Here is a 25,502-nt window from a genome sequence, read left to right as displayed (position 1 = left end):
GCTGGTTGCACTGCCTGTCGGGGTCGTGTCACGCCGAAGCACAGTCGTGACTTTTCAATTTTGCGTCGAGGTCTTGCGCTTGCTGTCGCCGCGGCCTACGTTCCTCACACGCCGGCTTTCCCCCACCCACCACGTCTCTTCGTCCATGGGGTACGCATGATGCTGAACAGATCGCGCAAGTTCGCCGCCATCGCTCTCGCGGCAGGGCTCTGTCTGGGCACGGCCGCCTGCAGTAGCAGCGGCTCGTCCGGGAGCAGCGGCAACAGCGCTGCCGACGGTGTGGCCGACGGCAAGCCGCTCGACCCGAACGCGACCGTCACCATCTCCATCGACTGCGCCCCCGGCGCCGACCAGGCGGCGGGCAAGGCCAACTACGCCGACGACCTGGCCCTGTTCAAGGTCAAGTACCCGAACGTCACCATCGACGCCAAGCCGTACGTCGGCCAGTGCGAGGTGCCGGCCCAGCAGACCGCCGAGTACAAGGCCCACGACGAGACCGGCGCCTTCCACGCCTACTTCACCGACCAGGGCCAGACGCTGAACTCCGGCGACGCCGTGGACATCAGCTCCTACCTCAACGACCAGACGGTGCCCGGCTACTCGTCCATGCTGAGCAGCGTCAAGAACAACCTCGGCGTCAACGGCAAGACCTACGCGCTGCCGATCAACTACTACTCCACCGGCCTGGTCTACAACCGGGACCTGTTCAAGAGGGCCGGCCTCAACCCGGACCAGCCGCCCACCACCTGGGACGAGGTCCAGGCCGACGCCAAGAAGATCGCCGCGCTCGGCAACGGCATCAGCGGCTACGAGGACTACAGCGGCGGCAACACCGGCGGCTGGCACTTCACCTCCGAGCTCTACAGCCTCGGCGGCCAGATGGTGAGCTCCGACGGCACCAAGGCCGCGTTCAACTCCGCGCAGGGCAAGGCCGTGCTGCAGCGCCTGCACGACATGCGCTTCACCGACCACAGCATCGGTGCGACCCCGGTCACCCAGTGGGCCGACGCCTTCCCGCCGCTGGCCACCGGCAAGGTCGGCATGTTCATCGGCGCGCCCGACGTCGTCAAGCACCTGATCGAGGTGCTCGGCGCCGACAAGAACGCCTTCGGCCTCGGCCCGATGCCCGGCGCCACCGGCCCCGGCAACAGCCTCGGCGGCGGCGACCTCTACTACTTCAAGAAGGGCCAGACCCCGAACCAGATCAAGGCTGAGATCGCCTGGATCGACTTCGAGTACCTGACCCCGGACGCCGGCCAGTTCAACTTCTCCCGCTCCGCCACCCTGGCCGCCTCCAGCAAGGACCCGGTCGCGATCGCCATCCCGCAGCCGTACTTCTGGAGCGCGAGCTCGCCGCAGATCCAGGCGATCACCACGTCGCTGAAGACCAACGGCAACCTGCCGCTGTCCAACTACGACCCCTACGTCAACAACCCGACCAGCAGCGTCAACGAGCCTCCGGCTGCGCAGCAGCTGTACAAGGTCCTGGACACGGCGATGTCGGCCGCGATGACCGACCCCAACGCCAACCTCGACCAGGTACTCGCCACCGCCGAGACCCAGGCCAACCAGATTCTCGCGAATCAGTGACGTCTGGCGAACCCGTGACGTGTCGCCCGCCGGACCGCTTCCTCCCCGCTGCGGTCCGGCCGGCGGCCGACACACCTTGACGAGGAGTCACTCATGGCTGTCACGCTGACGCGAGGTCAGGCCCGCGTCGACGCGGCCCGCGACGGCTCGCGCCCGCCGCTCGCGGCCCTGCGCCGCGCGCTGGTGCGCAACCTGCGCGCCCACGCCTTCCTGATCGGCGCGCTGCTCTGCTTCGTGCTGTTCACCTGGTACCCGATGATCCGCGAGATCGTCATGTCGTTCCAGCGGGTCCACTACGGCGAGACCAGCTGGGTTGGCCTCGCCAACTACCGGCAGATCACCGCCGATCCGGAGTTCTGGTCCGCCTGGCGCAACACGCTGGAGTTCACCGGCATCGCTCTGTTCTTCGGCTTCGCCGCCCCGTTCGCCGCCGCGATCGTGATCAACGAGTGCCGGCACGCACAGGGCTACCTGCGGGTCCTGGTCTACCTGCCGGTGATGCTGCCGCCGGTGGCGGGCATCCTGCTCTTCAAGTACTTCATGGACCCCGGCTACGGCCTGTTCAACCAGGTCCTGCACGCCGTGCACCTGCCCACCTCCTCCTGGCTGGCCTCCAAGAGCAGCGCGATGCCCTCGCTGGTGTTCGTCTCGACCTGGGGCAACATGGGCAGCGCCACCCTGGTCTACCTCGCGGCACTCCAGGGCATCCCGGGTGAGCTGTACGAGGCAGCCGAACTCGACGGCGCGAACCTGCTGCAGCGCATCTGGCACGTCACCGTGCCGCAGACCCGGCTGATCCTGTCGCTGATGCTGATGCTGCAGGTGGTCGCCACCATGCAGATGTTCACCGAGTCCTTCGTGCTGACCGGCGGCGGGCCCGAGGGGTCGACCACCACCGTGGTCTACCTGCTCTACAACTACGCGTTCAACTACGACAAGTTCAACACCGCGGCCGCCCTCGGCGTGATCATGCTGCTGGTGCTCGGCTGCTTCTCCGCGATCTACCTGTGGCTGGAACGCCGCGGACGGGAGGCGTGACATGGCGACGACCGTCCCGAACTCCGCGACCAGGACCCTGATCTCGCCGGTCCGGCTGAACCAGCCGCGCGGCCGACTGATCTACCGGATCGTGCTGACGCTGATCCTGATCGTCACCACGGTGGTCTTCGTCGGCCCGCTGTACTGGATGGCGACCGGCGGCTTCAAGAGCTCCCAGGAGCTGGTGCGCACCCCGCCGACGCTCTTCCCGGAGCACCCCGCCACCCACGCCTTCACCGAGGCCTGGTCGCGCCTGGGCATGGGTCAGCTGCTGCTGAACACCGTCGTCTACGCCGGCGGAGCGCTCCTCCTGCAACTGCTCTTCGGCGTCGCCGCCGCCTACTCGCTCTCCAAGCTGAGGCCGGTCCTCGGCAACGTGATCCTCGGCATGATGCTGGCGTCGATGATGATCCCGGCTGCCGCGCTCGTCATCCCGCAGTACCTGACCGTCCTCGACCTGCCGCTGATCCACGTGAACCTGCAGGACACCCCGTGGGTGATCTGGCTGCCCACGGTGGCCAACGCCTTCAACATCTTCCTGCTGAAGCGGTTCTTCGACTCCATCCCCAACGAGCTCCTCGACGCCGCGGCCATCGACGGCGCCGGCCCGGTCCGGGTGCTCTGGTCCGTGGTGCTGCCGCTGTCGCGGCCGATCCTCGGCGTCGTCTCCATCTTCGGGGTGGTCGCGGTCTGGAAGGACTTCCTCTGGCCGCTGATCACCGTGCCCTCGCACGAGACGCTCAACGTCGGGGTCAACACCGCGGCCACCTCCATGCCGGAGAACTCACTGATCGCCGGGCTCTTCCTGGCGTCGATCCCGACCATCGCGCTGTTCCTCGTCTTCCAGCGCAACATCATGGCCGGGCTGACCGCGGGCGGCCTCAAGGGCTGAGGCCCGGGCTCGTCCGCGCGTGGTCCCCGTCGTCCCGGCCCGCGACCCGCCCTGACCGGGGCGGGCCGGGGCGGCGGCTCCCCCCATGTCTCCGCATGCCCCTCGCGCATGCCTCCGCACGCCTCCCCTCGCCTGTCCAAGGCTTCCAGAAAGCAGGTTCGTCGTGCCCGAAACCGGAGAGCGCGAGCTCCCGTGGTGGCGGAACGCCGCCATCTACCAGATCTACCCCCGCAGCTTCGCCGACGGCGACGGCGACGGGGTGGGCGACCTGGCCGGGCTGCTCGCGCGCCTGCCCCATCTCGCCGACCTCGGCGTGGACGCGATCTGGATCAACCCCTGGTACGCCTCCCCCCAGGCCGACGCCGGCTACGACGTCGCCGACTACCGCGCCATCGACCCGCTCTTCGGCACCCTCGCCGACGCCGAGGAGCTGATCCGCCGGGCGCACGACCTCGGGATCCGCGTCGTCATCGACATCGTCCCCAACCACACCAGCGACCAGAACCCGTGGTTCCAGGCAGCGTTGGCCGCCGGCCCCGGCTCACCCGAGCGCGCCCGCTTCTGGTTCCGGCCCGGGCGGGGTGCGGACGGCGAGCTGCCGCCCACCGAGTGGCAGGGCTTCTTCGGCGGCCCCACCTGGACCCGCGTCACCGAGCCGGACGGCACGCCGGGGGAGTGGTACCTGCACCTGTTCGCCCCCGAGCAGCCCGACTTCAACTGGGACCACGACGACGTCCGGGCCGAGTTCGAGTCCGTCCTGCGCTTCTGGTTCGACCGGGGTGCGGACGGGTTCCGCATCGATTCCGCCGCGCTGCTCGTCAAGGACCCCGCACTGCCGGTGAGCGACCCCGAGGAGCGTGCCTTCACCGACCTGGAGGACGTCCACGACGTCTACCGCGCGTGGCGTCGCGTCGCCGAGAGCTACGGCGGCGCCCGGGTCCTGATCGGCGAGGTCTGGCTGCCCGACCAGGCGCGCATGGCCCGCTACCTGCGCCCCGACGAGATGCACACCGTCTTCAACTTCCCCTATCTGGAGTGCGCGTGGGACGCCGAGCGGCTGCGCGCCGTCATCGACGACACGCTGCGCTTCCACGCGGAGGCCGACGCGCCGCCCACCTGGGTCCTGTCCAACCACGACGTCGACCGCGTGGTCACCCGCTACGGACGCGAGGACACCTCCTTCGCCATCTACGCCCGACAGCACGGCCGCCCCGTCGACCTCGCCCGCGGCACGCGCCGGGCGCGGGCGGCTGCGCTGCTGACGCAGGCACTGCCCGGGGCGGTCTACATCTACCAGGGCGAGGAGCTCGGCCTGTGGGAGGTCGAGGACATCCCCGACGCGCTGCGCCAGGACCCGATGTGGGAACGCAAGGGCCGCAACCCGGCGGACCCCGGGCGGGACGGGTGCCGGGTGCCCCTGCCGTGGTCGGGCAGTGAGCCACCGTTCGGGTTCAGCCCGGACGGCGCGAGCGCGGCGCCGTGGCTGCCGCAGCCGGAGGCGTGGAAGGAGTGCACGGTCGAGGCGGAGGCCGCGGACGCCGGCTCGATGCTGACCCTCTACCGCGCCGCGCTCCGGCTGCGCCGGGGGCTGGGCGATTCCGGCTTCGCCTGGCTGGAGGGGACGCCGCAGGGGCTGCTGGCCTTCCGGCGGGGGGACGGCTTCGCCTGCGTGGTGAACCTCTCCGCGGAGCCGGTCGCCCTGCCGCTCACCGGCACCGTGCTGCTGGCCAGCGACGAGCTGCACGGGCAGCCGGTGCTTCCCGCCGACACGGCGGTCTGGCTGGAGCTCTGAGAAGTTGCACCACCTCCCCAGGGGCGCGAGGAACTGCGCGAGCAACCACCGTGCGCGGATGGCCCTGCTCGTTCGGTGCGCGGCTTGGTGGGTGGCTTGTCGCGCAGTTCCTCGCGCCCCTGGTGGTACGTCCCATCTGCCTAAGGAGCCGCAATGTCGCACAGAAAGAGACAACTCACCACGGCCGCCGTTACGGTGGCTCTGCTTGCCGCTGTCGGGGGCACCGGGACGGCGCACGCGGTCGCGAATGCGCCGGGCGCGGTGGTGACCAAGGCCGGGATCGCTCCGTCCCTCACCCGGGGGCGGGGCGCGGACCTGGGGTTCGCCGAGCAGAACGCGTTCAACGCCCGGACCGACGGGACGGTGATCGGGCCCGACACGACGCCGTACACGCTCGCGTCCGAGGCCACCGGCCGCAAGGCCGTCTCGCTCACGCCCGGCCAGTACGTCGAGTTCACCCTGCCCGCGGACACCAACGCCATCACCGTGCGCTACAGCATCCCGGACGCGCCGACCGGCGGCGGCATCACCGCCCCGCTCGACGTCACCGTCAACGGGCACCACCGGCAGACGATGACGCTGACCTCCCAGTACGCCTGGCTCTACAACGAGTACCCGTTCACCAACGACCCCACGGCCGGGCCCCTGCACCCGGACTGGTGGACCACCGAGTGCGGCTGCGTGCCGGACCAGACCACGCCGACGCCGGTCTTTCCGACGCCGTTCCGGCCGAGCCACTTCTACGACGAGCAGCGCCTGCTGCTGGACCACACCTACCGTGCCGGTGATGTGATCCGGTTGGCCGTGCCCGCGGGAAGTCCGGCCGCCACCACGACGATCGACGTGCTGGACACCCAGAACGTCCCGGCCCCGCTGCGCCGGCCCGACCACTCCCTGGACGTGCGGGACTTCGGCGCCGACCCGTCCGGTGCCACGGACTCCGCCGACGCGTTCGACGCGGCGGTCGCCGCCGCGCAGCGCACCGGGCGGACGGTGTGGGTGCCGCCGGGGACGTACCAGGTGAACCGGCACATCATCGTGGACCATGTCACGATCCAGGGTGCCGGGAACTGGTACACCGTCATCAAGGGTCACCAGGTGACCCTGCCGACGCCCGCGCCCGACGGCTCGGTCCACACCGGTGTCGGCTTCTACGGCAAGGACGCCTCCGCCGGTGGCAGTCACGACGTCCACCTGCGCGACTTCGCCATCGAGGGCGACGTGCGCGAGCGGATCGACACCGACCAGGTCAACGGCGTCGGCGGCGCGTTCAGCGACTCCTCGATCGAGGGGCTGTACATCCACCACACCAAGGTGGGCATCTGGCTCGACGGGCCGATGACGGACCTGCGGATCAGGAACAACCAGATCGCGGACCAGATCGCCGACGGGATCAACTTCCATGGCGGGGTGACGGACTCGGTCATCGCGAACAACTTCGTCCGCAACACCGGCGACGACGGTATCGCCCTGTGGTCCGCGCCCGCCGCGGACGCGAACGACGTGGTGGACCACAACACCGTGCAGACACCCGTGCTCGCCAACGGGATCGCCCTGTACGGCGGTTCGGACCTCACCGTCTCTGGGAACCTGGTGGCGGACCCGATCCGCGAGGGCAGTGCCATCCAACTCGGCACCCGCTTCGGGGCGGTGCCGTTCGGCGGCACGATCTCGGTCGCCGACAACACCACCGTGCGGGCCGGGACGTTCGAGCTGAACTGGAAGATCGGGCTCGGCGCCATCTGGCTGTACGCGCTGGAGCACAGCCTGGACGCGAACGTCCAGGTCACCGGGGACGACTTCCTCGACAACACCTACGACGCGATCATGCTGGTCTCCGACTGGGGGGTGAAGGACCAGTACTCCATCACCAACGTGCACTTCAGCAACATCCGCGTCGACGGCACCGGGACCGACGTGGTGAGCGCCCGCGCAGCCGGTGGTGCCACGTTCCAGAACGTCGTGGCGCGCAACGTCGGGGCGGTCGGGGTGAACAACTGCGGGTCCTTCCACTTCACCTCGGCCGGTTCGGAGTTCAACCTCACCGACCTCGGTGGCAACACCGGCGGCGGCACCACCGGCCCCTGGCTGGCGCCGTGGGAGCTGCCGAACACGATCACCTGTGACGACCGTCCCACCGTCGTCCCGCCGCCGGCCCCGAGCCCCTGGCAGTAGCCTGCGCTGCGCCTTCAGGGACCCCGAAGGGCCCCACCCCGCACGGGGGGTGGGGCCCTTCGTGTTGCGCGCAAGTAAACGTCGAATTCATCCGGCGCACGTGTCTTGTCAGCTCCCTGACACCGCAGATACGGTTCTCGCCAGCTGACACCCCTTGAGAGGGTTCTCAGAGGAATCTCGCTTCGTCATGCTGTTCGTGCAGGTGGAAAGCTGTGTGCCTGCTGTGCGAACGGCGTCCTACTCCCACAGGAGGCAGTACGTTGCGCACCTCGTCGATATCCGCCGCGGCCACCGCCGTCGCCCTCGGCGTCGCGGCCCTGGCCGCCGCCGCGCCCGCCCAGGCCGCCCCCACCCACAGCGTGTCCTGGACCCGCGCGTGCGCGGTCGATCTGACGCCCGGTCATGTCTTCTGCAACGCCCTGCACGTCACCGGTACCGCCGAGCACGTCCGTGCCACGGGGGTGACCCCGAACGCCACCCCGTCCGGCTTCGGGCCCTCGGACCTGCTCTCCGCCTACAACATCCCGTCGGGCGGCGGCGCGGGCCAGACGGTCGCGATCGTCGACGCCTACAACGACCCCAACGCGGCCTCCGACATGGCGACCTACCGCGCCCAGTACGGTCTGCCGGCATGCACCGTGGCCAGCGGCTGCTTCAAGCAGGTGGGACAGTCCGGCACCAGCAGCCTTCCCCGCAACAACGCCTCCTGGTCCGGCGAGATCTCGCTCGACCTGGACATGGTCTCCGCGATCGCCCCCAATGCGAAGATCATCCTGGTCGAGGCGTCGTCCGCGTCGATGACGAACCTGGGCACCGCGGTCAACACGGCCGTCAAGCTCGGCGCGACCGAGGTCTCCAACAGCTACGGCGGCTCGGAGTCCTCCGCCGACACCGGCTACGACAGCACCTACTTCAACCACCCGGGCATCCCGATCACCGTCTCCTCCGGCGACGGCGGTTACGGCGTCGAGTACCCGGCCGCCTCGCCGAACGTCACCGCCGTCGGTGGCACCTCGCTCACCAAGTCGTCCAACAGCCGGGGCTGGAGCGAGAGCGTCTGGTCCACCAGCTCCACCGAGGGCGCCGGCTCCGGCTGCTCCGCCTACGAGCCCAAGCCGAGCTGGCAGGCCGACAGTGGCTGCAGCAAGCGGACCGTCGCGGACGTCTCCGCCGTGGCCGACCCGGCCACCGGGGTGGCGGTCTACCAGACCTACGGCGGCAGCGGCTGGGCCGTCTACGGCGGCACCTCCGTCGCGGCCCCGCTCATCGCCGGCGTCTATGCCGACGCGGGCACGCACAGCACCGCGATCCCCGCCGCCAACCTGTACGCGCACACCACCTCGCTCAACGACGTCACCACCGGCTCGACCGCCAGCTGCTCCCCGGCGTACCTGTGCACGGCCGAGACCGGCTACGACGGCCCGACCGGCCTCGGCACCCCGAACGGCCTGACCGCCTTCACCGGCTGACGCCGGGACGCACCACCGCACCACCGCACCACCGCACCACTCACCGCACACCCCCACATCCCGAGGGCCTCGGTCGACGCGCATCGCGCGTCGGCAGGGGCCCTCGGGCTTCCCGTGCTCGCTCGTGCTCGTGCTCGTGCTCGTGCTCGCGGTCGTACTCGTACTCGTACTCGTACTCACGCGAGCAGTTGGGCGGTCAGGGCGTCCAGGTCCGGCGGCTGCGGCTCGCGGCCGCGCGGGACCAGGCGCAGCGACTGCAGGGCGAAGGCACCCACCTCGGCGGCGGGCAGCTCGATCAGCGCCACCCCGTCCTCGCCGGTGAGCAGCAGGGAGAGCAGGTGCCCGTCGCCACGCGCACTGGGCTGGATTCGCACGTCACCACAGCCGCTCGGGGCGCCGAGCCCGTCCAGCAGCAGGTCGCGGGCGAAGACCCAGGCGACCGCGTCACGGCGGTCGGTGTGGAACACCACGCGGACCTCGTGCGGCCGGCGGTCGTCGTACTCCAGCCGTGTGGCCACCGCGCGGCTGCGTCGGTCCGACAGCACCTGGTAGGCGATCAGGTCGTGCGAGATGCGCATGCTCATCCGTCCCTTCCGAGGCCGCCGCCGCAGCGGCCTCAGCAGAAGAGAGCGGGGAGGGCCGAAGGTCTTACGGCACTTGCCGGAACTTTTTCCCGCGTTTCGACCGCCCGTCCGACCAGGCCCCCGCGCGAGTCGTTGACCTGCGGGCACGCCCTGGGCAAGCTACGGGCCATGTCCACCCCCGCTCCCACGCGCCTGGTCGAGTCCGGCACCCGGCACTACGGCCGCCTGGCCGCCCGGCCCGCCGACGCCAACCCGCTGGACCAGTTCACCGGCCTCTCCCGTCGCCTGAGAGGGCTGCGGCTCAAGGAGTGGGTCGGTTTCACCCTGCTGCACCCCGACTGGTACTCGTCACTGATCATCCAGGACGCGCACTACCTGGCGAGCTCGGAGATCTACGCGTACGACCGGGCCCGCGCCGAGCTCCACCAGCACGCCGCCAACGCCCGTGCAGGCGCGCCCGCTCTGCCGACCCGACTGCTGGACGACGAGTGCCGCTTCGAGCGGCCCGGATACCGGATCGCCTACGAGTTCTCCGCCGCGACCGGCCGGCACCGCATCCGTCTCGACATCGCCGCGACCGCCAAGGCCCCCGCGATCACCGGGGAGCTCGAACTCCACGCCGCCACGGCCACCGCGCCGCTCTCGGTGAGCTCGCGGCTCCCGGGCGGCAGCATGTACACCCACAAGGCGGCCTTCCCCGCCGCCGGCACGCTCCGTGTCGGTGAGGCCGAGATCGTCTTCGACCCCGCGCGCGACCTCGCCGTCCTCGACGAGCACCGCTCGCTGCTCCCGTACCGCACCACGTGGACCTGGGGCACCTTCGCGACGCTCGTGGACGGCGTGCCGCTGGGCGCGAACTTCGCAGCCCGGCCCGAGCTGCCGGGGGAGCCGGAGGAGTCCTGCCTGTGGACCCCGGGCGCGTGCGAGGCCCTCGGGGAGATCACCTTCACGCCCGAGTCGGCGGCCCCGGCGGCACCCTGGCGGATCGCCTCGGCCGACGGCCGGTTGGACGTGGTCTTCGAGCCGGAGGGGCGGAAGGCGGTCAAGCACCAGTTCGGCGTGCTGGCCATCGACTACTTCCAGCTCTTCGGGCGCTACCGGGGCACGCTGCGCGGCGAGGACGGCCGCACGTACGGGATCAAGGACGTCCACGGTGTCTGCGAGCGCATGAGGGCCCGGCTCTGACCGGCCGGCACGGAGCGGCCGGCCGTAGGCTGCGAGCCGTCCGTGGTCGCCCGGACGGCTCGCAGCCTGGACTCACGCGTTCGCGCTGAACACCGGCAGGAAGCCGTCGGCCTGGCCGGTGGCGGTCGGGTGGTACGACTCGTAGATCGGCAGCGTGGTGCTGTGCAGCCACGCGTCGTCCGTGCAGATCTCATGCCCGGAGAAGGCCGAGCGGACGTCCGCGAAGCTGAAGCCGCCGTACTTGGCGACCTCGTTGGCGATGACCCCGTCGAGGTCGTCCGCGGCGCCGTTGATGGCGGTGCGGCTGGTGTTGCTGATGCCGAAGAGGCAGTCACCGGGGACCGCGTACAGGTGGGGGTAGTCGAGCACCACCACGTGCGCGTTGGGGGCGTCGGCGCTGATGGCCGAGTAGACCGCGTCCAGCTTCGGGGCGAGCTGCGTGTTGATGAAGTTCTCCGCCGTCTTCACCGCGGACAGGCAGGAGCTGGTGCCGTCCAGCACGCAGGTCTCCATGGCCGAGGAGAAGCCGGCGTCGTTGCCGCCGATGGTGATGCTGACCTCGGTGGTGGCGCTGTTCAGGTTGGCGAGCTGGTTGTTCAGCACGTCCGTGGTGGTCGCCCCGGAGCAGGCCTCGAAGTCGAAGCTGTCGGGGGAGTTGGCCTGCTGCCACAGGTAGGGGTAAGACAGGGTGCTCTGGTAGCAGGAGCCGCTGGCGGACGTGTAGCTGCCGCTGCCGACGCCGGAGGAGTAGGAGTCGCCGAGGGCCGAGTAACCGCCGGAGACCGCGTGGGCGCTCGGGGCCAGGGCGAGGGCGCCGGTGAGCACGGCGCCGACGGCGAGGGTGCCCGCCAGGAATCGCCGGGGTGTGGGGGTGCGCATGGGAGCCTCCACTTTTGGTGGTGGTGCCTGACTGTGGGGGGTGGGGCACAGTGCGACGCGCGTCACGCAATTGTTTACCAGTCGGTAACAGGCTGGGGGAAGTGTTCATGCCAGGCTGTTGACAGCTCGGACCCAATGTCCGTCACGTCCTGACACACCGTCGGGTGGTGTCAGTGTGCCGTCGCGCGGTGGTGTCGAGATGATTGACAGGTGCTCAGGGCGCGCGTATGACCGGAACATGATGGCCGTTCAGACGAACGCGGCGGTGACGGACCAGGACGCCACCACGGTCAAGCGCCTGCGGGTGGGGGTCGGCGTGGTCGGCCTCGCCCTGCCGGTCGTGCTGCCCATCGGCAACAGCATCATCTCCGCCCACCTTGGCCTGCTGGACTCGCTGAGCGGCTCCTACTACACGCACATGCGCAACGTCTTCGTCGGCGGCCTCTGCGCCATCGGGGTGATCCTGCTCTGCTACCGCCACAACCGCCGCGAGGACCTGTGGAGTTCGGTGGCCGGCTTCTTCGCGCTGGTGGTGGCGATGTGCCCGATGGAGCCGCCGGCGTCCGTGGTCGCCCACGCGTCGACGACGCAGAAGGTGCTGGGCGTCGTCCACACCTCCGCCGCCGCGCTGGTCTTCGCCTCCCTCGCCGTCTTCTGCCTGCGCCTCTTCCGTGACCCCGCCGAGCCGGACGGTCCGCTGCGGCAGCGGGTCTACCTCGGCTGCGGGATCGTGATCCTGCTCTGCATCGTCGGCATCGTCGTCACCGGCCTGGTCCACTACGCCGGCTCGGGCGGGGTGACACCGGTGTTCGCGGGCGAGTCGATCGCCGTGTTCGCCTTCGGCGCCGCCTGGTTCGTCAAGAGCGACGCCATCGCGGACCTGGCCCGCGCCTCGGGCCTCACCGGCGTCGCGGCCCTGTGGCGCTGACGGCGCTGACTGCGCCGTCGGCGGTGAGAGCGGTGAGGCGGTGAGGGGTGGTGACCGTTCCGGCGGCCTGACGTCAGGCCAGATCGGACGGGTCGGTGTTCGCCCCGCAGAGCACCACCACGACGTGCTCGTCCTCGGCCGGGACGTACGCGCCGCAGCGCAGCGCCGCCAACGCCGCTGCGGCGCTCGACTCGACCGCGAGGCGGCGTCCGTGCCACAGCGCCCGGCGGGCGGCGGTGATCTCCGCGTCCGGCACCAGCACGCTGGAGACCAGGGGGCTGCGGGCCAGCTCGAACGCGGTCCGGGAGGCGCGCCGCGCGCCCAGGGCGTCGGCCGCGACCGAATCGACCGCGACGTCCACCGGGCCGCCCGCCTCCAGCGCCGCGTTGAGCGCACGGCAGCGCTCCGGTTCCACGGCCACCACCCGCACCCCGCGTGCGGTCAGCGCGGCCGCCGTCCCGGCGAAGAGCCCGCCACCGCCGACGGAGACCACGACGGTGTCCACGTCGGGTGCCTGCTGCAGCAGTTCGAGGGCGAGGGTGCCCGCGCCGGCGGCGATGTACGGGTTGTCGTAGGCGTGGGAGAGCAGCGCACCCGTCTTCTCGGCGAACTCCTGGGACGCCTCCAGCGCGTGCGCGTACTCCGTGCCGACCAGCCGGACCTCCGCCCGGTACTCCCGCAGTTTGGCGATCTTGACGGCGGGTGCGGTGGCCGGCAGGAAGACCGTCGCCCGCGTACCGGTGGCCTGCGCGGCCCAGGCGCAGGCCAGACCGGCGTTGCCGCCGGAGGCGATGGTGATGCCCGCCTCCGGCATGCTGCCCTCCGCGAGATGCACGGCGGCCAGGTTGGCCGCGCCGCGCGCCTTGAAGGTGCCGGTGTGCTGCAGGTATTCCAGCGCGAAGCCGATCCGCCCGGCTGCCGCGCCCAGCGGCGCGGCCGACTCGGCGGGCGTGAGGAGCACCGGGCGCACCCGCCCCTGGATCCGCCGCGCGGCGGCCTCGACGTCGTCCGGTCCGATCGGCTGGGTGGACATGGGCGATCAGCTCCCGGGAGTGGGACGGCAGGGCTGATCGCCATTCAACCAGGCGCCGGCGTCAGGCACAGGTGAGGGAGGCGATCTTCATTGTCCGCAGGTCCAGGGCGACGACGGGGTGGCCGAGCGCGTGCTCGCCGGGTGTCAGTGCGTGCGCGGTCGGGTTGGCGACCAGCTTCACGACCGCTGTCATACCGCTGACCTGCACGCTGTCCGGGTCGATGCTGCCGGCGGGCGTCGCCGCGCACTCGAGCGGCTCGGCGCCCGTCGAGGCGAGGGCGGCACGGTAGGCGGCCGGGGTGGTGAAGTAGCCGGCGATGGGGGAGGTGTCCGCACCGTAGGGCTTGAGCGCCAGCAGGTAGGCGTAGGAGTCGAACAGGTCGCCGGCGTAGGACTGGACCTGGTCGTCCGAGTACGACGCGGGCGGCAGTAGCGGTGCGAGCTGGCCGACGCAGTAGACCCAGTCGACCTTGGGCGCGCTGCGGTCCACGGCGACGGACATCAGGACCTGGTTGTTCCCGCCGGGCCAGAAGTACCACTGGGCGCCCGTCCCCGTCCGGCCCGGCGCGTACACGGCGTGCCAGTAGGGGATCGAGCCGTCCTCGTCGCAGGTGGTCTGGTCGCCGTCCAGTTCCGGGCGGCTGAAGGAGGCGAAGGCGGGGGTGAGGTACTGCTGCCGCAGCCGGGCGAGGGTCGCGTCGGCGCTCGCACCGCCGAACGCGGCGGCCGCGCCGCCGTAGTAGCCGACGACCGTCGCACTGCCGGGCACCCCCGGGTCGGTGGCCGGGCCGCAGGAGAAGTCGGTGACCAGGCCGGCCGCGTCGGTGTCCACGGTCAGCCGCGCGGCGGACCGGGTGCCGACGTACAGGCTGACCGGCACGGCCATCCCGCTCCCGTGCGCCACCGGCGTGCCGACGATCGCGCCGTCGACGACGGCCTTGCCGGACGCGGCGCCGCAGCCGAGCGGCGCGCCGATGCCGCCGCTGCCCTGGATCCGGGACCGGACCTGCCCGTTCAGGACGTAGGCGGTCAGCCCGGCCGGGTCGGCCTTCTTCGGTTGCCCGGACTTGACCGCGGCGCTGGAGCGCTCGTAGTCGTCGACGACGGCGAGAGCGGAGGACTGAGCGGCGTTCAGGTGCAGTGCCGGTGCGGGCGTGGCTGCGGGCTTCGCCGCGCTGGAGCAGCCGGACACCGCCGCTGAGGCCAGTGCCAGCACGGCCACCGTCCCGGTCCAACGTCCTGCGCGCATGGTGCCCCCCCGCTCCGGTTCCCGCCTCCAGTGAGCAGGCTGGGCACACTCTATGAGCAGGACCTGCCATGCCACCACGGGCGGAAGTGGCGAATCCGGCCGAAGGTGGTGGTGTCGGTCACAGCGGCTTCAGTCGAGTGAGGCGGCGAGAACCCCCGCGACGACGCGTCGCAGCGCCTCCCGGTCGGGCGGGGTGCCGGTGCGGTCGGCGAGGAGCAGGTGGCCGGCGCCGATGAGCGTCGGGGCGAGGGTGTCGACGTCGGCGCCGGGGGAGAGGCGGCCGAGGTCGCGCTCGGCGGCGAGGTGCCGGGCCAGCACGGCCGTCGCGTCGCCCAGGAGCGGAATGCCGACGGGCCGTGTCACGCGCAGTCGGGCGCGCAGGCCGTCGCGGGAGATGACCAGGCCGACGACGGCCAGGGCCACGGGGTCGAGGATCGCGTCGAGCGCGTCGGTGAGGTGGTCGACGACGTCGCCCTGCCCGGTCGCGAGGCGCAGGCGCTCGGCCTGGACGTCGAGCCGCGCGATCCGGTCGAGCACCAACTCGGCGAGGAAGGCGTCGAAGTCGGTGAAGTGCCGATGCAGCACGCCCTTGGCACAGTCGGCCTCGTCGGTGACGGCGCGGCTGGTCAGCGCGCTCGGGCCGTCGCGCAGCAGCACGCGCTCGGCGGCGTCGAAGAGCAGACGGCGGGGGTCGCCGAGGGCCACTCCTGTGGGCACGTGGTGTCCTTTCCGCCTGGCCGTCAGCCTTGACGAGTCCTGACGAGTCGTGACGAGTCTTGACGAGTGGGCGATTGCCCACTCATAGTGGGCACATGCCCACCCTGCCTCCGGAGGGGGCCGTTCCCCCTTCCCAACAGCCGCACCAGGCACGGGAAGTCGCCGAGTCCTTCGGTGTCGACCCGGAGCGCTACGACCGGGCCCGCCCACGCTATCCGGACGCCCTCGTTGCCGCCGTGCTGGACGCCGCCGCCGGAGCGTCCGTGGTCGACGTCGGCATCGGCACCGGCATTGTGGCCCGGCAGTTCCGGGCGGCCGGCTGCAGCGTGCTGGGCGTCGAGGCCGACGCGAGGATGGCCGCCTGGGCGCGCGAGCACGGCGGATTCGAGGTCGAGGTGGCCCGTTTCGAGGACTGGGACCCGGCGGGGCGCGCCTTCGACGCCGTCGTCTCCGGTCAGACCTGGCACTGGATCGACCCCGCCGCCGGAGCGGTCCGGGCCGCCCGGGCGCTGCGAGCCGGCGGCCGTCTCGCCGCGTTCTGGAACGTCGACCAGCCCTCGTCGGAGGTGGCCGAGGCCTTCGACGCCGTCTACCGGCGCGTCCTGCCCGGCTCGTTGGCCGCCGGCCAGTGGGCGGCACCGGGCGAGTCCCGCTACGGCGGGCTCACCACCCGCGCCGCCGACGGCATCCGCGCGAGCGGCGCCTTCGGTGACCCCCAGGAGTGGCACTTCGGCTGGGAGCGCACCTGGACCCGGGATCAGTGGCTCGACCAGCTCCCCACCACCGGCGGCCACACCCGCCTCCCCGCCGCACGGCTGGCGGAGGTGCTGGCGGGTGTGGCGGAGGCCGTGGACGCGATGGGCGGCGCCTTCACGATGCGCTACACCGCCGTGGTGGTCGCGGCGGAGCGCAGGCTCTCGGCGTGACGGACGTCAGCCGACCGGCGGGTCCCAGTCGAAGGCGACGGTGACCGGCGCGTGGTCGCTCCAGCGCTCCGGGTGCGAGTCCGCCCGTTCGACCACGCCGGAGGTCGCCCGCGCGGCCAGGCCCGGCGTGGTGACGACGTAGTCGATCCGCCACCCCGAATTCTGGTCGAAGGCGCGCCCGCGGTAGGACCACCACGAGTACGGACCCTCGACGTCCGGGTGCAGGCTGCGGACGGTGTCGACGTAGCCGAGCTCGTCGAAGACGCGGGAGAGCCAGGCGCGCTCCTCGGGCAGGAAGCCCGCCTTCTTCTGGTTGGCCTTCCAGTTCTTCAGGTCCGCCTCGCGGTGGGCGATGTTCCAGTCACCGCAGACCACGACCTCGCGCCCCTGCTCGGCGGCGCGCTGGCGCAGCTGCTTCAGGTGGTCGAGGAACTCCACCATGAAGCGTTCCTTCTCGTCCTGGCGCGGCGTGTCGACCTCGCCCGAGGGGAGGTAGAGGCTGGCGACGGTGACACCGGGCAGGTCGATCTCGGCGTACCGGCCCGACCGGTCGAACTCGTCCGAGCCGAAGCCGACCTTCATCCGCTCCGGCTCGCGGCGCGACAGCACCGCCACGCCCGCCCGGCCCTTCGCCGTCTGCGAGGGAGCCCACAGCACGTGCCATCCGGCCGGCTCCGCGACCTCCGCCGCGAGCTGCGTCGTCTCGGCGCGAACCTCCTGCAGGCAGACCACGTCCGCCTGCGTGTTCGCGAGCCACTCGACGTAGCCCTTGCCCGAGGCCGCGCGCAGGCCGTTGACGTTCACGGTGGTGATGATCACCTGAGAGCTCATTCCTCACGGAGTCGGTTCCCGGCGCGCTCGCTCCGGCGACGCGCCCGTCACACCTTACGACGACCGCCGGACGCTCCCTGGACGCACCCGCTACGCTCCGGACATGACCACGAGCCCCGACGACTACGACAGCACGAACTGCGTGTGGTGCGGCGCCGCGGTCCAGCTCGGCCCCGAGGGCGGCTACGTCTGCGGGCAGTGCGCCTACACGGTCACCCCTCCCGGTTACGAACGCCGCGCCGCCGACGAGCGCGACCGGCTCCGCACCCGTCGGCACGCCAAGAGCCACCGCTGAGGCTCGGCGCCGTCCTCGTGCTCAGCGCGAGGTGATGAACAGACTCTGCGCCGAACGCCCGATGACCGCCTTCTCGTCGAGCAGCACCGCGTCCGCGAGCCCGATGCCGGCCTGGTCCACGCTCGTGCGCGCGTCCAGACCGACCCACTCACCGACCGGCGGTCGGCGCAGGTGCACGGTGAGGTCGGGGTTGACGTAGGTGTGGCGGCGGAAGTCCAGTGCCCCGGAGATGCCGTTGCCGGAGTCGGCGGCGATCAGCACCCGGCTCAGCCCGGACGGCTCCTCGTCCGCGACCAGCGGCACCCGCATCCGGAACCAGGCCGCGGCCGGCCCCGGCTCGACGGCCGAACCGTGGGCGAACCGCATCTCCATGCTGGTGTGGTAGCCCTCGTCCCACGGCAGCGGAAAGGTCTCGGGCCGCGACTGCTCGGGGCCGGGCACGGTGACCGGCGACTCGATCGCGGGCAGCTCGGGCAGCTCCGACTCGTCACCGACGCGGATCCGCAACGCGTGCGCGCGCATCGCGACCTTGCCCTCCGCGGTGCGCAGTTCGGCGTCGACCAGCTCGACGCTCCGTCCGATCTGCACCTCCTGCACGGCGACCTCGACCTCTCCGAGCGGAACCGGCCGCAGGATCTCGAAGGTCATCCGCACCACCCGGAACGCCTCCCGGGCCCCGGACCGCCGCTCGACGGCACGGCCGAGCAGCGCGGCCGGCGGTCCGGCGTGCAGGCTGTCGGGGGACCACGGCCCACGGGCGGCCGCGGTGGCGGCGAAACGCTGCGCACCGAGGGGGAGGAAGAAGGCTTCAACGGTCATTACCGCAGGGTAACCAGGGCAGGGCAGGAGTGGGGAGGGGGCTTGGCCGTGCGATCGGGGTGCCTTCGCGTCGACAGCGCCCGGCAAGCGAGGATTCGGGCCGATTTCCCGGTCCCCGGTGATCTCCGGCCCGGGGCGTCACTACCATGGGGTGATGCCTGGGGAACCTGTTCGCTTTCCGGTCGAAGCCATTCGCGACATCCACATCCGCCACGTCAAGCAGACCAGTTGTGGGCCCTTCGCCATCATCACCGTCGACTTCGAGCCCCTGCCGAGTTCCAGCACCGGCGTGCGCCTCGCCGTACCCCATGACGTCGAACTCGGATACCAGGGATACGTCGATCACCAGGAGCTCTTCGGCTACCTCGACGCGATCGCCGCAGGTGTACGCGCGGAACTCACCGCAGAGGCTCGAACAACCCCCGCCACCCGCGTGCTCGTGCGCCGCATCGTCATCCACGAAGTCGACTCCAGCGAACGCGGGTTCCGCACCGCGGGGGAACTCGCCGCACGCGAAGCCCTGAAGCGGTTTGTCGCACCTGACGGCGAGCCACTCGGCACACCTCGGGGCAACGTCACGGGCGATCACTGAGCTCCCCGAGTGGGCAGGAGGTCATCATGAAAGACGCGCGCGAGTTCCTCGCTGTCGCCGCCGGCCCCTGGCACGACGGACCAATCCCGGGCACGGCGGAGAGGATCCTGAGCCGGGACCCGGCCGATCCGGATGTGCTGACCCGACTGGTCCGCTGGGCGCCGGGCTTCTCCACCCTCGAGGGCGTGATCCGACACGAGTGGGCCGAGGAGGTCTACGTACTCGAAGGCGACCTGTCCGACGTCACGCTCGACCAGACCTTCGGCACGGGGTATTTCGCCTCCCGGCCTCCGGGTATGCCGCACGGCCCGTACCGGACGGAGCAGGGCTGCGTCATGCTGGAAGTTCGTTACCGCGCCTGACCTGCCGGCGCCGCCTGGAGCGCGGGCAGGCCCGTCGCCGGTCGACCGCCGACGCCTTGCCACCAAGAGCTTCGACGCCGAGGTGTCCCGGTGACCGGACGAGGCCGCCTTTCATGCGGGCGCGGGTTCGGCCATGCTGGTGCGCGACGCACGGATGAGCGAACCGAAGGACCGTGCGGACGAACCGGGAGGGAGGCGGTCGCGATGCTCTCGCGGACGCGACTGTTCGGCGGCAAGACCCGCGTGACGTTCCGTCTGCCGGCGGCGGAGCCGATGGGCGTCGTCAGCGTGGTGGGGGACTTCAACGGCTGGCAGCCGGGCGCGGCAGAACTCGTGCGCCGCCGGGACGGCACGCGTACGGTCAGTGTCTCCTTCCCGCCCGGCGAGCACCGCTTCCGCTACCTGGCGACGGGTGGCGTCTGGTTCGACGACGCGGGCGCGGACCGGATCGACCCGCAGGGCGGCCTGATCCGCGTCGAGTAGTCGTCGCGTGGGACGGGCGTATCGTCGGGATCACCCCACCAGGGTCGGCCTCACAGGATTGGGTGAACCATCCATGCCCGTGCCATCAGCCGGATCGACCGTCCGTCACCCCGTGTTCGCGCGGTTCTGGGCGCGCGTCGCCGGGCCGGCCCTGGCGCGGGCCGGGGTCACCGAGCACCGTCGGAGGCTGCTGGCCGGCCTGTCCGGCGAGGTCGTCGAGATCGGCGCGGGCAGCGGGCTGAACTTCCCCTACTACCCGGCTGCGGTCACGCGCGTGCTCGCGGTCGAGCCGGAGCCGACGTTGCGCGCCTTCGCCGAGCAGGCCGCGCGGGACTCCGGGGTCCGGGTCGACGTGGTGGCCGGGCGCGCCGAGCGGATCCCCGTCGAGGACGGGTCCTTCGACGCGGCCGTCGTCTGCCTCACCCTCTGCTCGGTCGCGGACCAGCGCGCCGCGCTGGCCGAGCTGCACCGGGTGCTGCGGCGGGGCGGGCGGATCCGGTTCTTCGAGCACGTGCAGGCGCCCACCCCGGGGATGCGCCGGGTGCAGCGGGCCCTCGACGCGACCGTCTGGCCGTGCCTGTGCGGCGGCTGCCACACGGGCCGGGACACGCTCGCGGCGATCGAGGCCTCGGGGTTCTCCGTGCGCACCCTGGACACCTTCGCCTTCCCCGACCTGCGGCTCCCGTCGCCTTCCGCGACCCACATCCTCGGCACGGCCGAGCGGCTCGGGTGAGCGGGCTTCCCGGGAGTTGTCAGTGACGTGGGTTAGGTTCCGAATCGTCCGCCGAAAGCGGTCCTGCACCACATGCACGAGGGGGGTACCGCCGTGGTCGAGGTCGTTCTGTTCCACCACGCTCTGGGGCTGACCGAGGGTGTCGTCGCCTTCGCCGACGCGCTGCGGGCGGCCGGGCACACCGTCCACACGCCCGACCTGTTCGACGGGCGGACGTTCGCGTCCGTCCAGGAGGGCGTCGGCCACGCCCAGGAGATCGGCTTCCCGGAGGTCGTCGCCCGGGGCGTGCGCGCGGCCGAGGAGCTGCCCGGTGAGGCCGTCTACGCGGGCTTCTCGCTCGGTGTGCTGCCGGCCCAGATGCTCGCGCAGACGCGCCCCGACGCGCGGGGCGCCCTGCTCATACACGGGTGCATTCCGGTCACGGAGTTCGGTGACGCCTGGCCGTCGCGGGTGCCGGTCCAGATCCACGCCGCGAAGGACGACCCGTTCTGGGCCGAGGACGAGGCCGCCGCGCAGGCACTGGTCGCCGAGGCCGCCGAGGCGGAGCTGTTCCTCTACCCCGGCGACCAGCACCTGTTCACGGACTCCTCCATCCCGGCCTACGACGCCGACGCGACCGCGCTCCTGCTCGATCGCGTCACCGCGTTCCTCGCCTCCTGAGGCCCCGGGCCCGAGCCCAGAACCTCACGCGGCGGTGCGCTGCGCCGGCACGCCCTGGTCGGTGGCCTCACCCCCGGTCGCGGGGGAGCGGCCGTGACGCATCAGCAGGGCCACGATCAGGCCCACCGCCCCGCACCCGGCGGCTACCAGCAGGCCCTGCTGGTAGCCGGAGAAGGCGTAGAGCTGCGGGATCACGTGGAAGCCCCCGCCGGTCGCCGACTCCGGCAGGCCCTGGATCTGGACCTCCATCTTCAGCGGGTGTCCGGACAGGAACGCCGTCAGCACGCCGGTGCCGACGGCGGTCGCCAGACTGTTGACGACGCCGAGCATGCCGGCGCTGATGCCCTGTTGCCGGGCCGGGACGGCCTCGATCATCAGGTTGGGGCAGGCCGCGTAGAACGCGCCGAAGCCGATCCCGAAGACCGCTGCGAAGAGCCCGTACTGCCACTTGGAGTGTGGGAAGTACGCGTAGAGCACGGTGGAGAGGGTGAACATCGTCATCGCGATGATCAGCGGCAGCCGCGGTCCGGTCTTGCGGGCGAGTTCGCCCGCGCCGGCACCGGAGAGCATGCCGACGCCGCCGGAGTAGACGGCGGAGTAGTAGCCGTAGGCCAGCAGCGTCGCGCCGAGGCCGAAGGCGAGCGTGGAGTTGAAGATGGTGTGGAACAGCGGCGCCATCGCCGGTGGCAGGGTCTGGCCGCCGCTGCCCGAGAGCGCGACGCCTAGGATCTGCGCGTGCAGCTGCGACTGGGTCGGCGTCTGCAGCATGTAGGGGATGCTGTAGCCCTGGATCCCGATGACCATGCTGCCCAGCGTGGCCGCGCCGAGGATCACCAACACGCGCGGGGAGAAGAGCAGCTTCGGATCCATGATGGGCTCGGCGACGACGCGTTCCACGAGCAGGAACGCGATCAGCGCCGCGAGGCCGCCGAACAGGTAGGCGAGCGAGTCCAGTCGGCCCCAGCCCCAGGTGTTGCCGTTGGAGAGGTAGACCAGGACCAGGCCCACGCCGCCGCCGAGCAGCAGCGCGCCCCCGATGTCCAGGCGTTGCCGGGTGCGCAGCGAGGACTCCGGCACCACCACCCACATCAGCGGCATCATGACGCCGACGAAGATGAGCAGGAACCAGAAGAGCCACCGCCAGCCGTAGGCGTCCATCAGTGCGCCACCGATGAGCGGGGCGGCGAGCGCCGACATGCCGAGGCCGGTGGCGATGACGCCGATGGCGGCGGGGATGTAACGGCGCGGCAGGATGTCGCGGAACAGTCCGTACGCGACGGTCGGCGCCGAGATGGCGACGGCCTCCAGCGCCCGGCCGACCAGGAAGACCCACCAGGTGTGGGTGAGTGCGCAGATGAGCGTGCCGAGGGCGAAGGACACGCCGGTCATCAGCATGGTGCGGCGCTTGCCCCAGAGGTCGGAGAGCTTGCCGAGGATCGGCGTGGTGGCCCCGCCCACCAGGCCGAAGATGATGACCATCCAACTGATGTTCGCGCCCACGCTCGGGAAGCTGGGCGCGATCTGGCGCGCCGCGGAGGCGACCATCGTGTACTGCAGTGCGGCGATTTCGGCGAAGAGCACCACGACGAGGATCACCGCGAAGATGCGCAGGCGGGAGGCGCCGTCGAGGCGGTTGGTGGCGTCGGGTTCCGGGTCGGGCTCGGGTCTCGGTGCTGAGTCGACGTTCTCGGGTGCGGATGTCACTCGGCGGCTCCTCGTTCCAGGTGGCGGCTCCTTTCTGGCTGTATCTAACAGTCCGCCAGAAAGAAGGGAAGAGCGAGCGCGGCCACGATCTGGTTCAATAGCGCCATGGACATCGTCCTCGAACCGTTCTGGCCCTCGCGCCAGCAGTTCCACTTCGACCAGACCTGTCGCCGCTCGTCCGGCGCGCAGGCCTGAGTCCTTCCCTTTTTCGCCTTCTCAGGCCCCTTGGCGCGCAGACGCCCACCCGTCCGTCCTGCGCGAATCGAGTCCTGTCATGTCTGTTTCCACGCTCAGCCCCGTCCTGCCCGCCGCGCCGCGCCTGCGTGCGGTCCGGCCCGACGAGTCCGTGACCGCGTCCGCGGTCGCCGCCCAGCCCGGCGTCTACCGGCTGCCACCCCACCTGGTCGGCGAGCTCCCGCTCGGCGCGGCCGACGGCACCCCGCTCGTCGGCTACCTGCTCCTGGTCCCCGAGGGCGTCGCCCCCGCCCTGGCCACGATCCCCGCTGTTCCTGCTCCGGCGGCCGCGCCTGCTCCGGCGGCCACGCCTGCTCCCGTCGGGGTGACCACGCCGGGCGAGGGCCTCTCCGTCGACCTGGACCTGCGCATCGCGCACCTCGACGGCGACCAACTCGAACTCACCTACCTGGAGTTCGAGCTACTCGCCCATCTCACCGCGCACCCGCACCGGGTCCACACCCGCGAGAGCCTGGTCGAGGCCGTCTGGGGTTACGGCCACATCGGCGACGGCCGCACCGTCGACGTCCACGTGGCGCGGTTGCGCCGCAAGCTCGGCGAGGCCTACCGGGCCCGGATCGTGACGGTCCGTCGGGTGGGCTACAAGTACGTGCCGACGGCGGCACGCTAGGGACCGCCGCGTCGGCGGCCCAGGGGTCCACGAGTTCGTTCCTGCGGGCGGGTCAGCTCTCGCTGATCCGCCCGTCCGCCACGTGGATGCGGCGGTTGGTCTCCACCGCGTCCAGCATCCGCCGGTCGTGGGTGACCAGCAGCAGCGTGCCGTTGTAGGAGGCGAGCGCCGACTCCAACTGCTCGATGGCCGCGAGGTCCAGATGGTTCGTCGGCTCGTCCAGCACCAGCAGGTTGACGCCCCGGCCCTGGAGCAGCGCGAGGGCCGCGCGGGTGCGCTCGCCCGGGGAGAGCGTCGCCGCCGGGCGCAGCACGTGCGTCGCCTTGAGCCCGAACTTGGCCAGCAGCGTGCGCACGTCGCCGGGCGAGAGCTCCGGCACGGCCGCGCTGAACGCCTCCACCAGCGGCATCTCGCCGAGGAAGAGCCCACGGGCCTGGTCCACCTCGCCGACCACGACGCCCGGGCCGAGCGCGGCGTGGCCCTCGTCCAACGGGAGCCGGCCCAGCAGCGCCGCCAGCAGCGTGGACTTGCCGGCGCCGTTCGGTCCGGTCACCGCGATCCGGTCACCCCAGTCGACCTGCAGGTCGACCGGACCGAAGCTGAACCCGCCGCGCTCGACCCGCGCGCCGCGCGCCGTCGCCACGACCGCGCCCGCGCGCGGTGCCGCGGCGATCTCCATCCGCAGCTCCCACTCCTTGCGCGGCTCCTCGACCACGTCCAGCCGCTCGATCATGCGCTGCGTCTGGCGGGCCTTGGCGGCCTGCTTCTCGGTGGACTCGCTGCGGAACGCCCGGCCCTGCTTGTCGTTGTCGTTGTTCTTGCGCCGGGCGTTCTTGACGCCCTTCTCCATCCACGAGCGCTGCATCCGCGCCCGCGCCTCCAGGCCGGTGACGGTGTCGGCGTACTCCTCGTACTCGTCGCGGGCGTGCCGCCGGGCACGGTCGCGCTCCTCCAGGTAGGACGCGTAGCCGCCGCCGTAGTGGTTGACCTGCTGCTGGTGCAGGTCCAGCTCCAGCACCGAGGTGACGGTGCGGGTGAGGAACTCGCGGTCGTGGCTGATCACGACGGTGCCGGCGCGCAGGCCCTGGACGAAGGCCTCCAGGCGCTCCAGCCCGTCCAGGTCCAGGTCGTTCGTGGGCTCGTCGAGCAGGAACACGTCGTAGCGGGAGAGCAGGAGGGAGGCGAGCCCGGCGCGGGCGGCCTGGCCGCCCGAGAGGGAGGTCATCTCCTGGTCCAGGCCGACGGCCAGCCCCAGGTCTGCGGCGACGGCCTCGGCGCGCTCCTCCAGATCCGCGCCACCCAGGTCCAGCCACCGGTCCAGCGCGGCGGCGTAGGCGTCGTCCGCGCCCGGCGTGCCGTCGACCAGCCCCTGCGTCGCCTCGTCCAGCGCGACCTGTGCGGCGGCGACCCCGGTCCGGCGGGCGAGGAACTGCCCCACCGTCTCCCCGGGCCTGCGGTCCGGCTCCTGCGGCAGGTACCCGACCGTCGCGGTCGGCGGGCTGAGCGCGATGCTCCCGCCCTCGGGGGTGTCCACCCCGGCGAGCAGCTTCAGCAACGAGGACTTCCCCGCGCCGTTCACCCCCACCAGCCCGACGACGTCGCCGGGGGCGACGACCAGGTCGAGCCCGGAGAACAGCACGCGCTCACCGTGTCCGGCGGCAAGATCTTTGGCGACGAGAGTGGCAGTCATCAGGCCCGTAA

Annotated in this window: 25 protein-coding genes; 16 read left to right on the top strand and 9 right to left on the bottom strand. The window is 71.5% G+C overall.

Annotation, left to right across the window (positions count from 1 at the left end; all coding sequences use genetic code 11):
- Nucleotides 1–156: 156 nt before the first annotated feature.
- The 6 genes from BMY61_RS25125 (at nt 157) to BMY61_RS25100 (ending at nt 8,956) form a co-directional block, all read left to right on the top strand.
- On the top strand, nt 157–1,590 hold the full coding sequence (locus tag BMY61_RS25125; RefSeq protein ID WP_042455159.1) for an extracellular solute-binding protein: 1,434 nt from the start codon (nt 157–159) through the stop codon (nt 1,588–1,590).
- A gap of 93 nt (nt 1,591–1,683) precedes the next feature.
- Nucleotides 1,684–2,628, top strand: coding sequence for a carbohydrate ABC transporter permease (locus tag BMY61_RS25120; RefSeq protein WP_042455160.1), 945 nt, complete (start codon nt 1,684–1,686; stop codon nt 2,626–2,628).
- Between the two features lies 1 nt (nt 2,629).
- On the top strand, nt 2,630–3,520 hold the full coding sequence (locus tag BMY61_RS25115) for a carbohydrate ABC transporter permease (RefSeq protein ID WP_042455162.1): 891 nt from the start codon (nt 2,630–2,632) through the stop codon (nt 3,518–3,520).
- A gap of 163 nt (nt 3,521–3,683) precedes the next feature.
- Nucleotides 3,684–5,312, top strand: coding sequence for a glycoside hydrolase family 13 protein (locus BMY61_RS25110; RefSeq protein ID WP_042455163.1), 1,629 nt, complete (start codon nt 3,684–3,686; stop codon nt 5,310–5,312).
- Between the two features lie 153 nt (nt 5,313–5,465).
- Nucleotides 5,466–7,487 carry a glycosyl hydrolase family 28-related protein gene (locus BMY61_RS25105; protein WP_042455165.1) on the top strand — a complete coding sequence of 674 codons (2,022 nt, stop codon included), beginning with the start codon at nt 5,466–5,468 and terminating at the stop codon, nt 7,485–7,487.
- A gap of 260 nt (nt 7,488–7,747) precedes the next feature.
- Nucleotides 7,748–8,956 carry a S53 family peptidase gene (locus BMY61_RS25100; protein WP_042455167.1) on the top strand — a complete coding sequence of 403 codons (1,209 nt, stop codon included), beginning with the start codon at nt 7,748–7,750 and terminating at the stop codon, nt 8,954–8,956.
- A 176-nt stretch (nt 8,957–9,132) separates the two neighbouring features.
- On the opposite strand, the gene BMY61_RS25095 is transcribed toward BMY61_RS25100, so the two are convergent.
- Nucleotides 9,133–9,534: an SsgA family sporulation/cell division regulator gene (locus BMY61_RS25095; RefSeq protein WP_161791326.1), complete on the bottom strand. Its 402-nt coding sequence runs from the start codon at nt 9,532–9,534 to the stop codon at nt 9,133–9,135.
- 174 nt (nt 9,535–9,708) lie between these two features.
- Here BMY61_RS25095 and BMY61_RS25090 point away from each other — a divergent pair, with 174 nt between their 5' ends.
- Nucleotides 9,709–10,725 (top strand): DUF2804 domain-containing protein, encoded by a 1,017-nt coding sequence (locus BMY61_RS25090; RefSeq protein WP_042455171.1) that lies wholly within the window; start codon nt 9,709–9,711, stop codon nt 10,723–10,725.
- Between the two features lie 72 nt (nt 10,726–10,797).
- Here BMY61_RS25090 and BMY61_RS25085 read toward each other — a convergent pair whose 3' ends face one another.
- Nucleotides 10,798–11,604 (bottom strand): SGNH/GDSL hydrolase family protein, encoded by an 807-nt coding sequence (locus BMY61_RS25085; protein WP_042455173.1) that lies wholly within the window; start codon nt 11,602–11,604, stop codon nt 10,798–10,800.
- A 238-nt stretch (nt 11,605–11,842) separates the two neighbouring features.
- Here BMY61_RS25085 and BMY61_RS25080 point away from each other — a divergent pair, with 238 nt between their 5' ends.
- Nucleotides 11,843–12,532, top strand: coding sequence for a hypothetical protein (locus BMY61_RS25080; protein ID WP_052439206.1), 690 nt, complete (start codon nt 11,843–11,845; stop codon nt 12,530–12,532).
- A 73-nt stretch (nt 12,533–12,605) separates the two neighbouring features.
- On the opposite strand, the gene BMY61_RS25075 is transcribed toward BMY61_RS25080, so the two are convergent.
- From BMY61_RS25075 to BMY61_RS25065, 3 genes are all read right to left on the bottom strand, one after another.
- Nucleotides 12,606–13,565, bottom strand: a complete 960-nt coding sequence (locus BMY61_RS25075) for a serine/threonine dehydratase (protein ID WP_042455175.1) — start codon at nt 13,563–13,565, stop codon at nt 12,606–12,608.
- A gap of 61 nt (nt 13,566–13,626) precedes the next feature.
- Nucleotides 13,627–14,814 carry a hypothetical protein gene (locus BMY61_RS25070; protein ID WP_143094509.1) on the bottom strand — a complete coding sequence of 396 codons (1,188 nt, stop codon included), beginning with the start codon at nt 14,812–14,814 and terminating at the stop codon, nt 13,627–13,629.
- Nucleotides 14,815–14,943: 129 nt separating this feature from the next.
- Nucleotides 14,944–15,531: a TetR/AcrR family transcriptional regulator gene (locus tag BMY61_RS25065; protein WP_042455179.1), complete on the bottom strand. Its 588-nt coding sequence runs from the start codon at nt 15,529–15,531 to the stop codon at nt 14,944–14,946.
- Between the two features lie 95 nt (nt 15,532–15,626).
- Here BMY61_RS25065 and BMY61_RS25060 point away from each other — a divergent pair, with 95 nt between their 5' ends.
- The gene (locus BMY61_RS25060; RefSeq protein ID WP_042455181.1) at nt 15,627–16,457 is read left to right on the top strand and encodes a class I SAM-dependent methyltransferase; all 831 of its coding nucleotides are present in this window, start codon (nt 15,627–15,629) and stop codon (nt 16,455–16,457) included.
- A 6-nt stretch (nt 16,458–16,463) separates the two neighbouring features.
- Here BMY61_RS25060 and BMY61_RS25055 read toward each other — a convergent pair whose 3' ends face one another.
- A complete protein-coding gene (locus tag BMY61_RS25055) occupies nt 16,464–17,288 on the bottom strand; it encodes an exodeoxyribonuclease III (RefSeq protein ID WP_042455183.1) in 825 nt (274 codons plus the stop codon).
- A gap of 103 nt (nt 17,289–17,391) precedes the next feature.
- On the opposite strand from BMY61_RS25055, the gene BMY61_RS25050 reads away from it, so the two are divergent.
- Nucleotides 17,392–17,583 carry a hypothetical protein gene (locus BMY61_RS25050; protein WP_042455185.1) on the top strand — a complete coding sequence of 64 codons (192 nt, stop codon included), beginning with the start codon at nt 17,392–17,394 and terminating at the stop codon, nt 17,581–17,583.
- A gap of 21 nt (nt 17,584–17,604) precedes the next feature.
- Here BMY61_RS25050 and BMY61_RS25045 read toward each other — a convergent pair whose 3' ends face one another.
- Nucleotides 17,605–18,402 carry a thioesterase family protein gene (locus BMY61_RS25045; protein WP_042455188.1) on the bottom strand — a complete coding sequence of 266 codons (798 nt, stop codon included), beginning with the start codon at nt 18,400–18,402 and terminating at the stop codon, nt 17,605–17,607.
- Nucleotides 18,403–18,556: 154 nt separating this feature from the next.
- On the opposite strand from BMY61_RS25045, the gene BMY61_RS25040 reads away from it, so the two are divergent.
- The 5 genes from BMY61_RS25040 (at nt 18,557) to BMY61_RS25020 (ending at nt 21,232) form a co-directional block, all read left to right on the top strand.
- Nucleotides 18,557–18,994, top strand: coding sequence for a hypothetical protein (locus BMY61_RS25040; RefSeq protein ID WP_042455269.1), 438 nt, complete (start codon nt 18,557–18,559; stop codon nt 18,992–18,994).
- A 26-nt stretch (nt 18,995–19,020) separates the two neighbouring features.
- Complete coding sequence (locus BMY61_RS25035; RefSeq protein WP_042455190.1) at nt 19,021–19,356, top strand: cupin domain-containing protein; 336 nt, start codon at nt 19,021–19,023, stop codon at nt 19,354–19,356.
- A 204-nt stretch (nt 19,357–19,560) separates the two neighbouring features.
- Nucleotides 19,561–19,839, top strand: coding sequence for an isoamylase early set domain-containing protein (locus tag BMY61_RS25030; RefSeq protein ID WP_042455192.1), 279 nt, complete (start codon nt 19,561–19,563; stop codon nt 19,837–19,839).
- Nucleotides 19,840–19,912: 73 nt separating this feature from the next.
- Nucleotides 19,913–20,572, top strand: a complete 660-nt coding sequence (locus tag BMY61_RS25025) for a class I SAM-dependent methyltransferase (RefSeq protein WP_042455194.1) — start codon at nt 19,913–19,915, stop codon at nt 20,570–20,572.
- A 93-nt stretch (nt 20,573–20,665) separates the two neighbouring features.
- The gene (locus tag BMY61_RS25020; RefSeq protein WP_042455271.1) at nt 20,666–21,232 is read left to right on the top strand and encodes a dienelactone hydrolase family protein; all 567 of its coding nucleotides are present in this window, start codon (nt 20,666–20,668) and stop codon (nt 21,230–21,232) included.
- A 24-nt stretch (nt 21,233–21,256) separates the two neighbouring features.
- Here the strand turns inward: BMY61_RS25020 and BMY61_RS25015 are convergent, their stop codons facing one another.
- Nucleotides 21,257–22,936 (bottom strand): MFS transporter, encoded by a 1,680-nt coding sequence (locus BMY61_RS25015; RefSeq protein ID WP_042455196.1) that lies wholly within the window; start codon nt 22,934–22,936, stop codon nt 21,257–21,259.
- Between the two features lie 274 nt (nt 22,937–23,210).
- Here BMY61_RS25015 and BMY61_RS25010 point away from each other — a divergent pair, with 274 nt between their 5' ends.
- Complete coding sequence (locus tag BMY61_RS25010) at nt 23,211–23,801, top strand: winged helix-turn-helix domain-containing protein (protein WP_042455198.1); 591 nt, start codon at nt 23,211–23,213, stop codon at nt 23,799–23,801.
- A gap of 52 nt (nt 23,802–23,853) precedes the next feature.
- On the opposite strand, the gene BMY61_RS25005 is transcribed toward BMY61_RS25010, so the two are convergent.
- Nucleotides 23,854–25,491, bottom strand: coding sequence for an ABC-F family ATP-binding cassette domain-containing protein (locus BMY61_RS25005; RefSeq protein ID WP_042455201.1), 1,638 nt, complete (start codon nt 25,489–25,491; stop codon nt 23,854–23,856).
- Nucleotides 25,492–25,502 lie beyond the last annotated feature (11 nt).

It is taken from the genome of Streptacidiphilus jiangxiensis, assembly GCF_900109465.1.
Classification (GTDB): domain Bacteria; phylum Actinomycetota; class Actinomycetes; order Streptomycetales; family Streptomycetaceae; genus Streptacidiphilus; species Streptacidiphilus jiangxiensis.
Note: the sequence above shows the minus strand (reverse complement) of the source record. Positions and strands in the feature narration are given on the sequence as shown.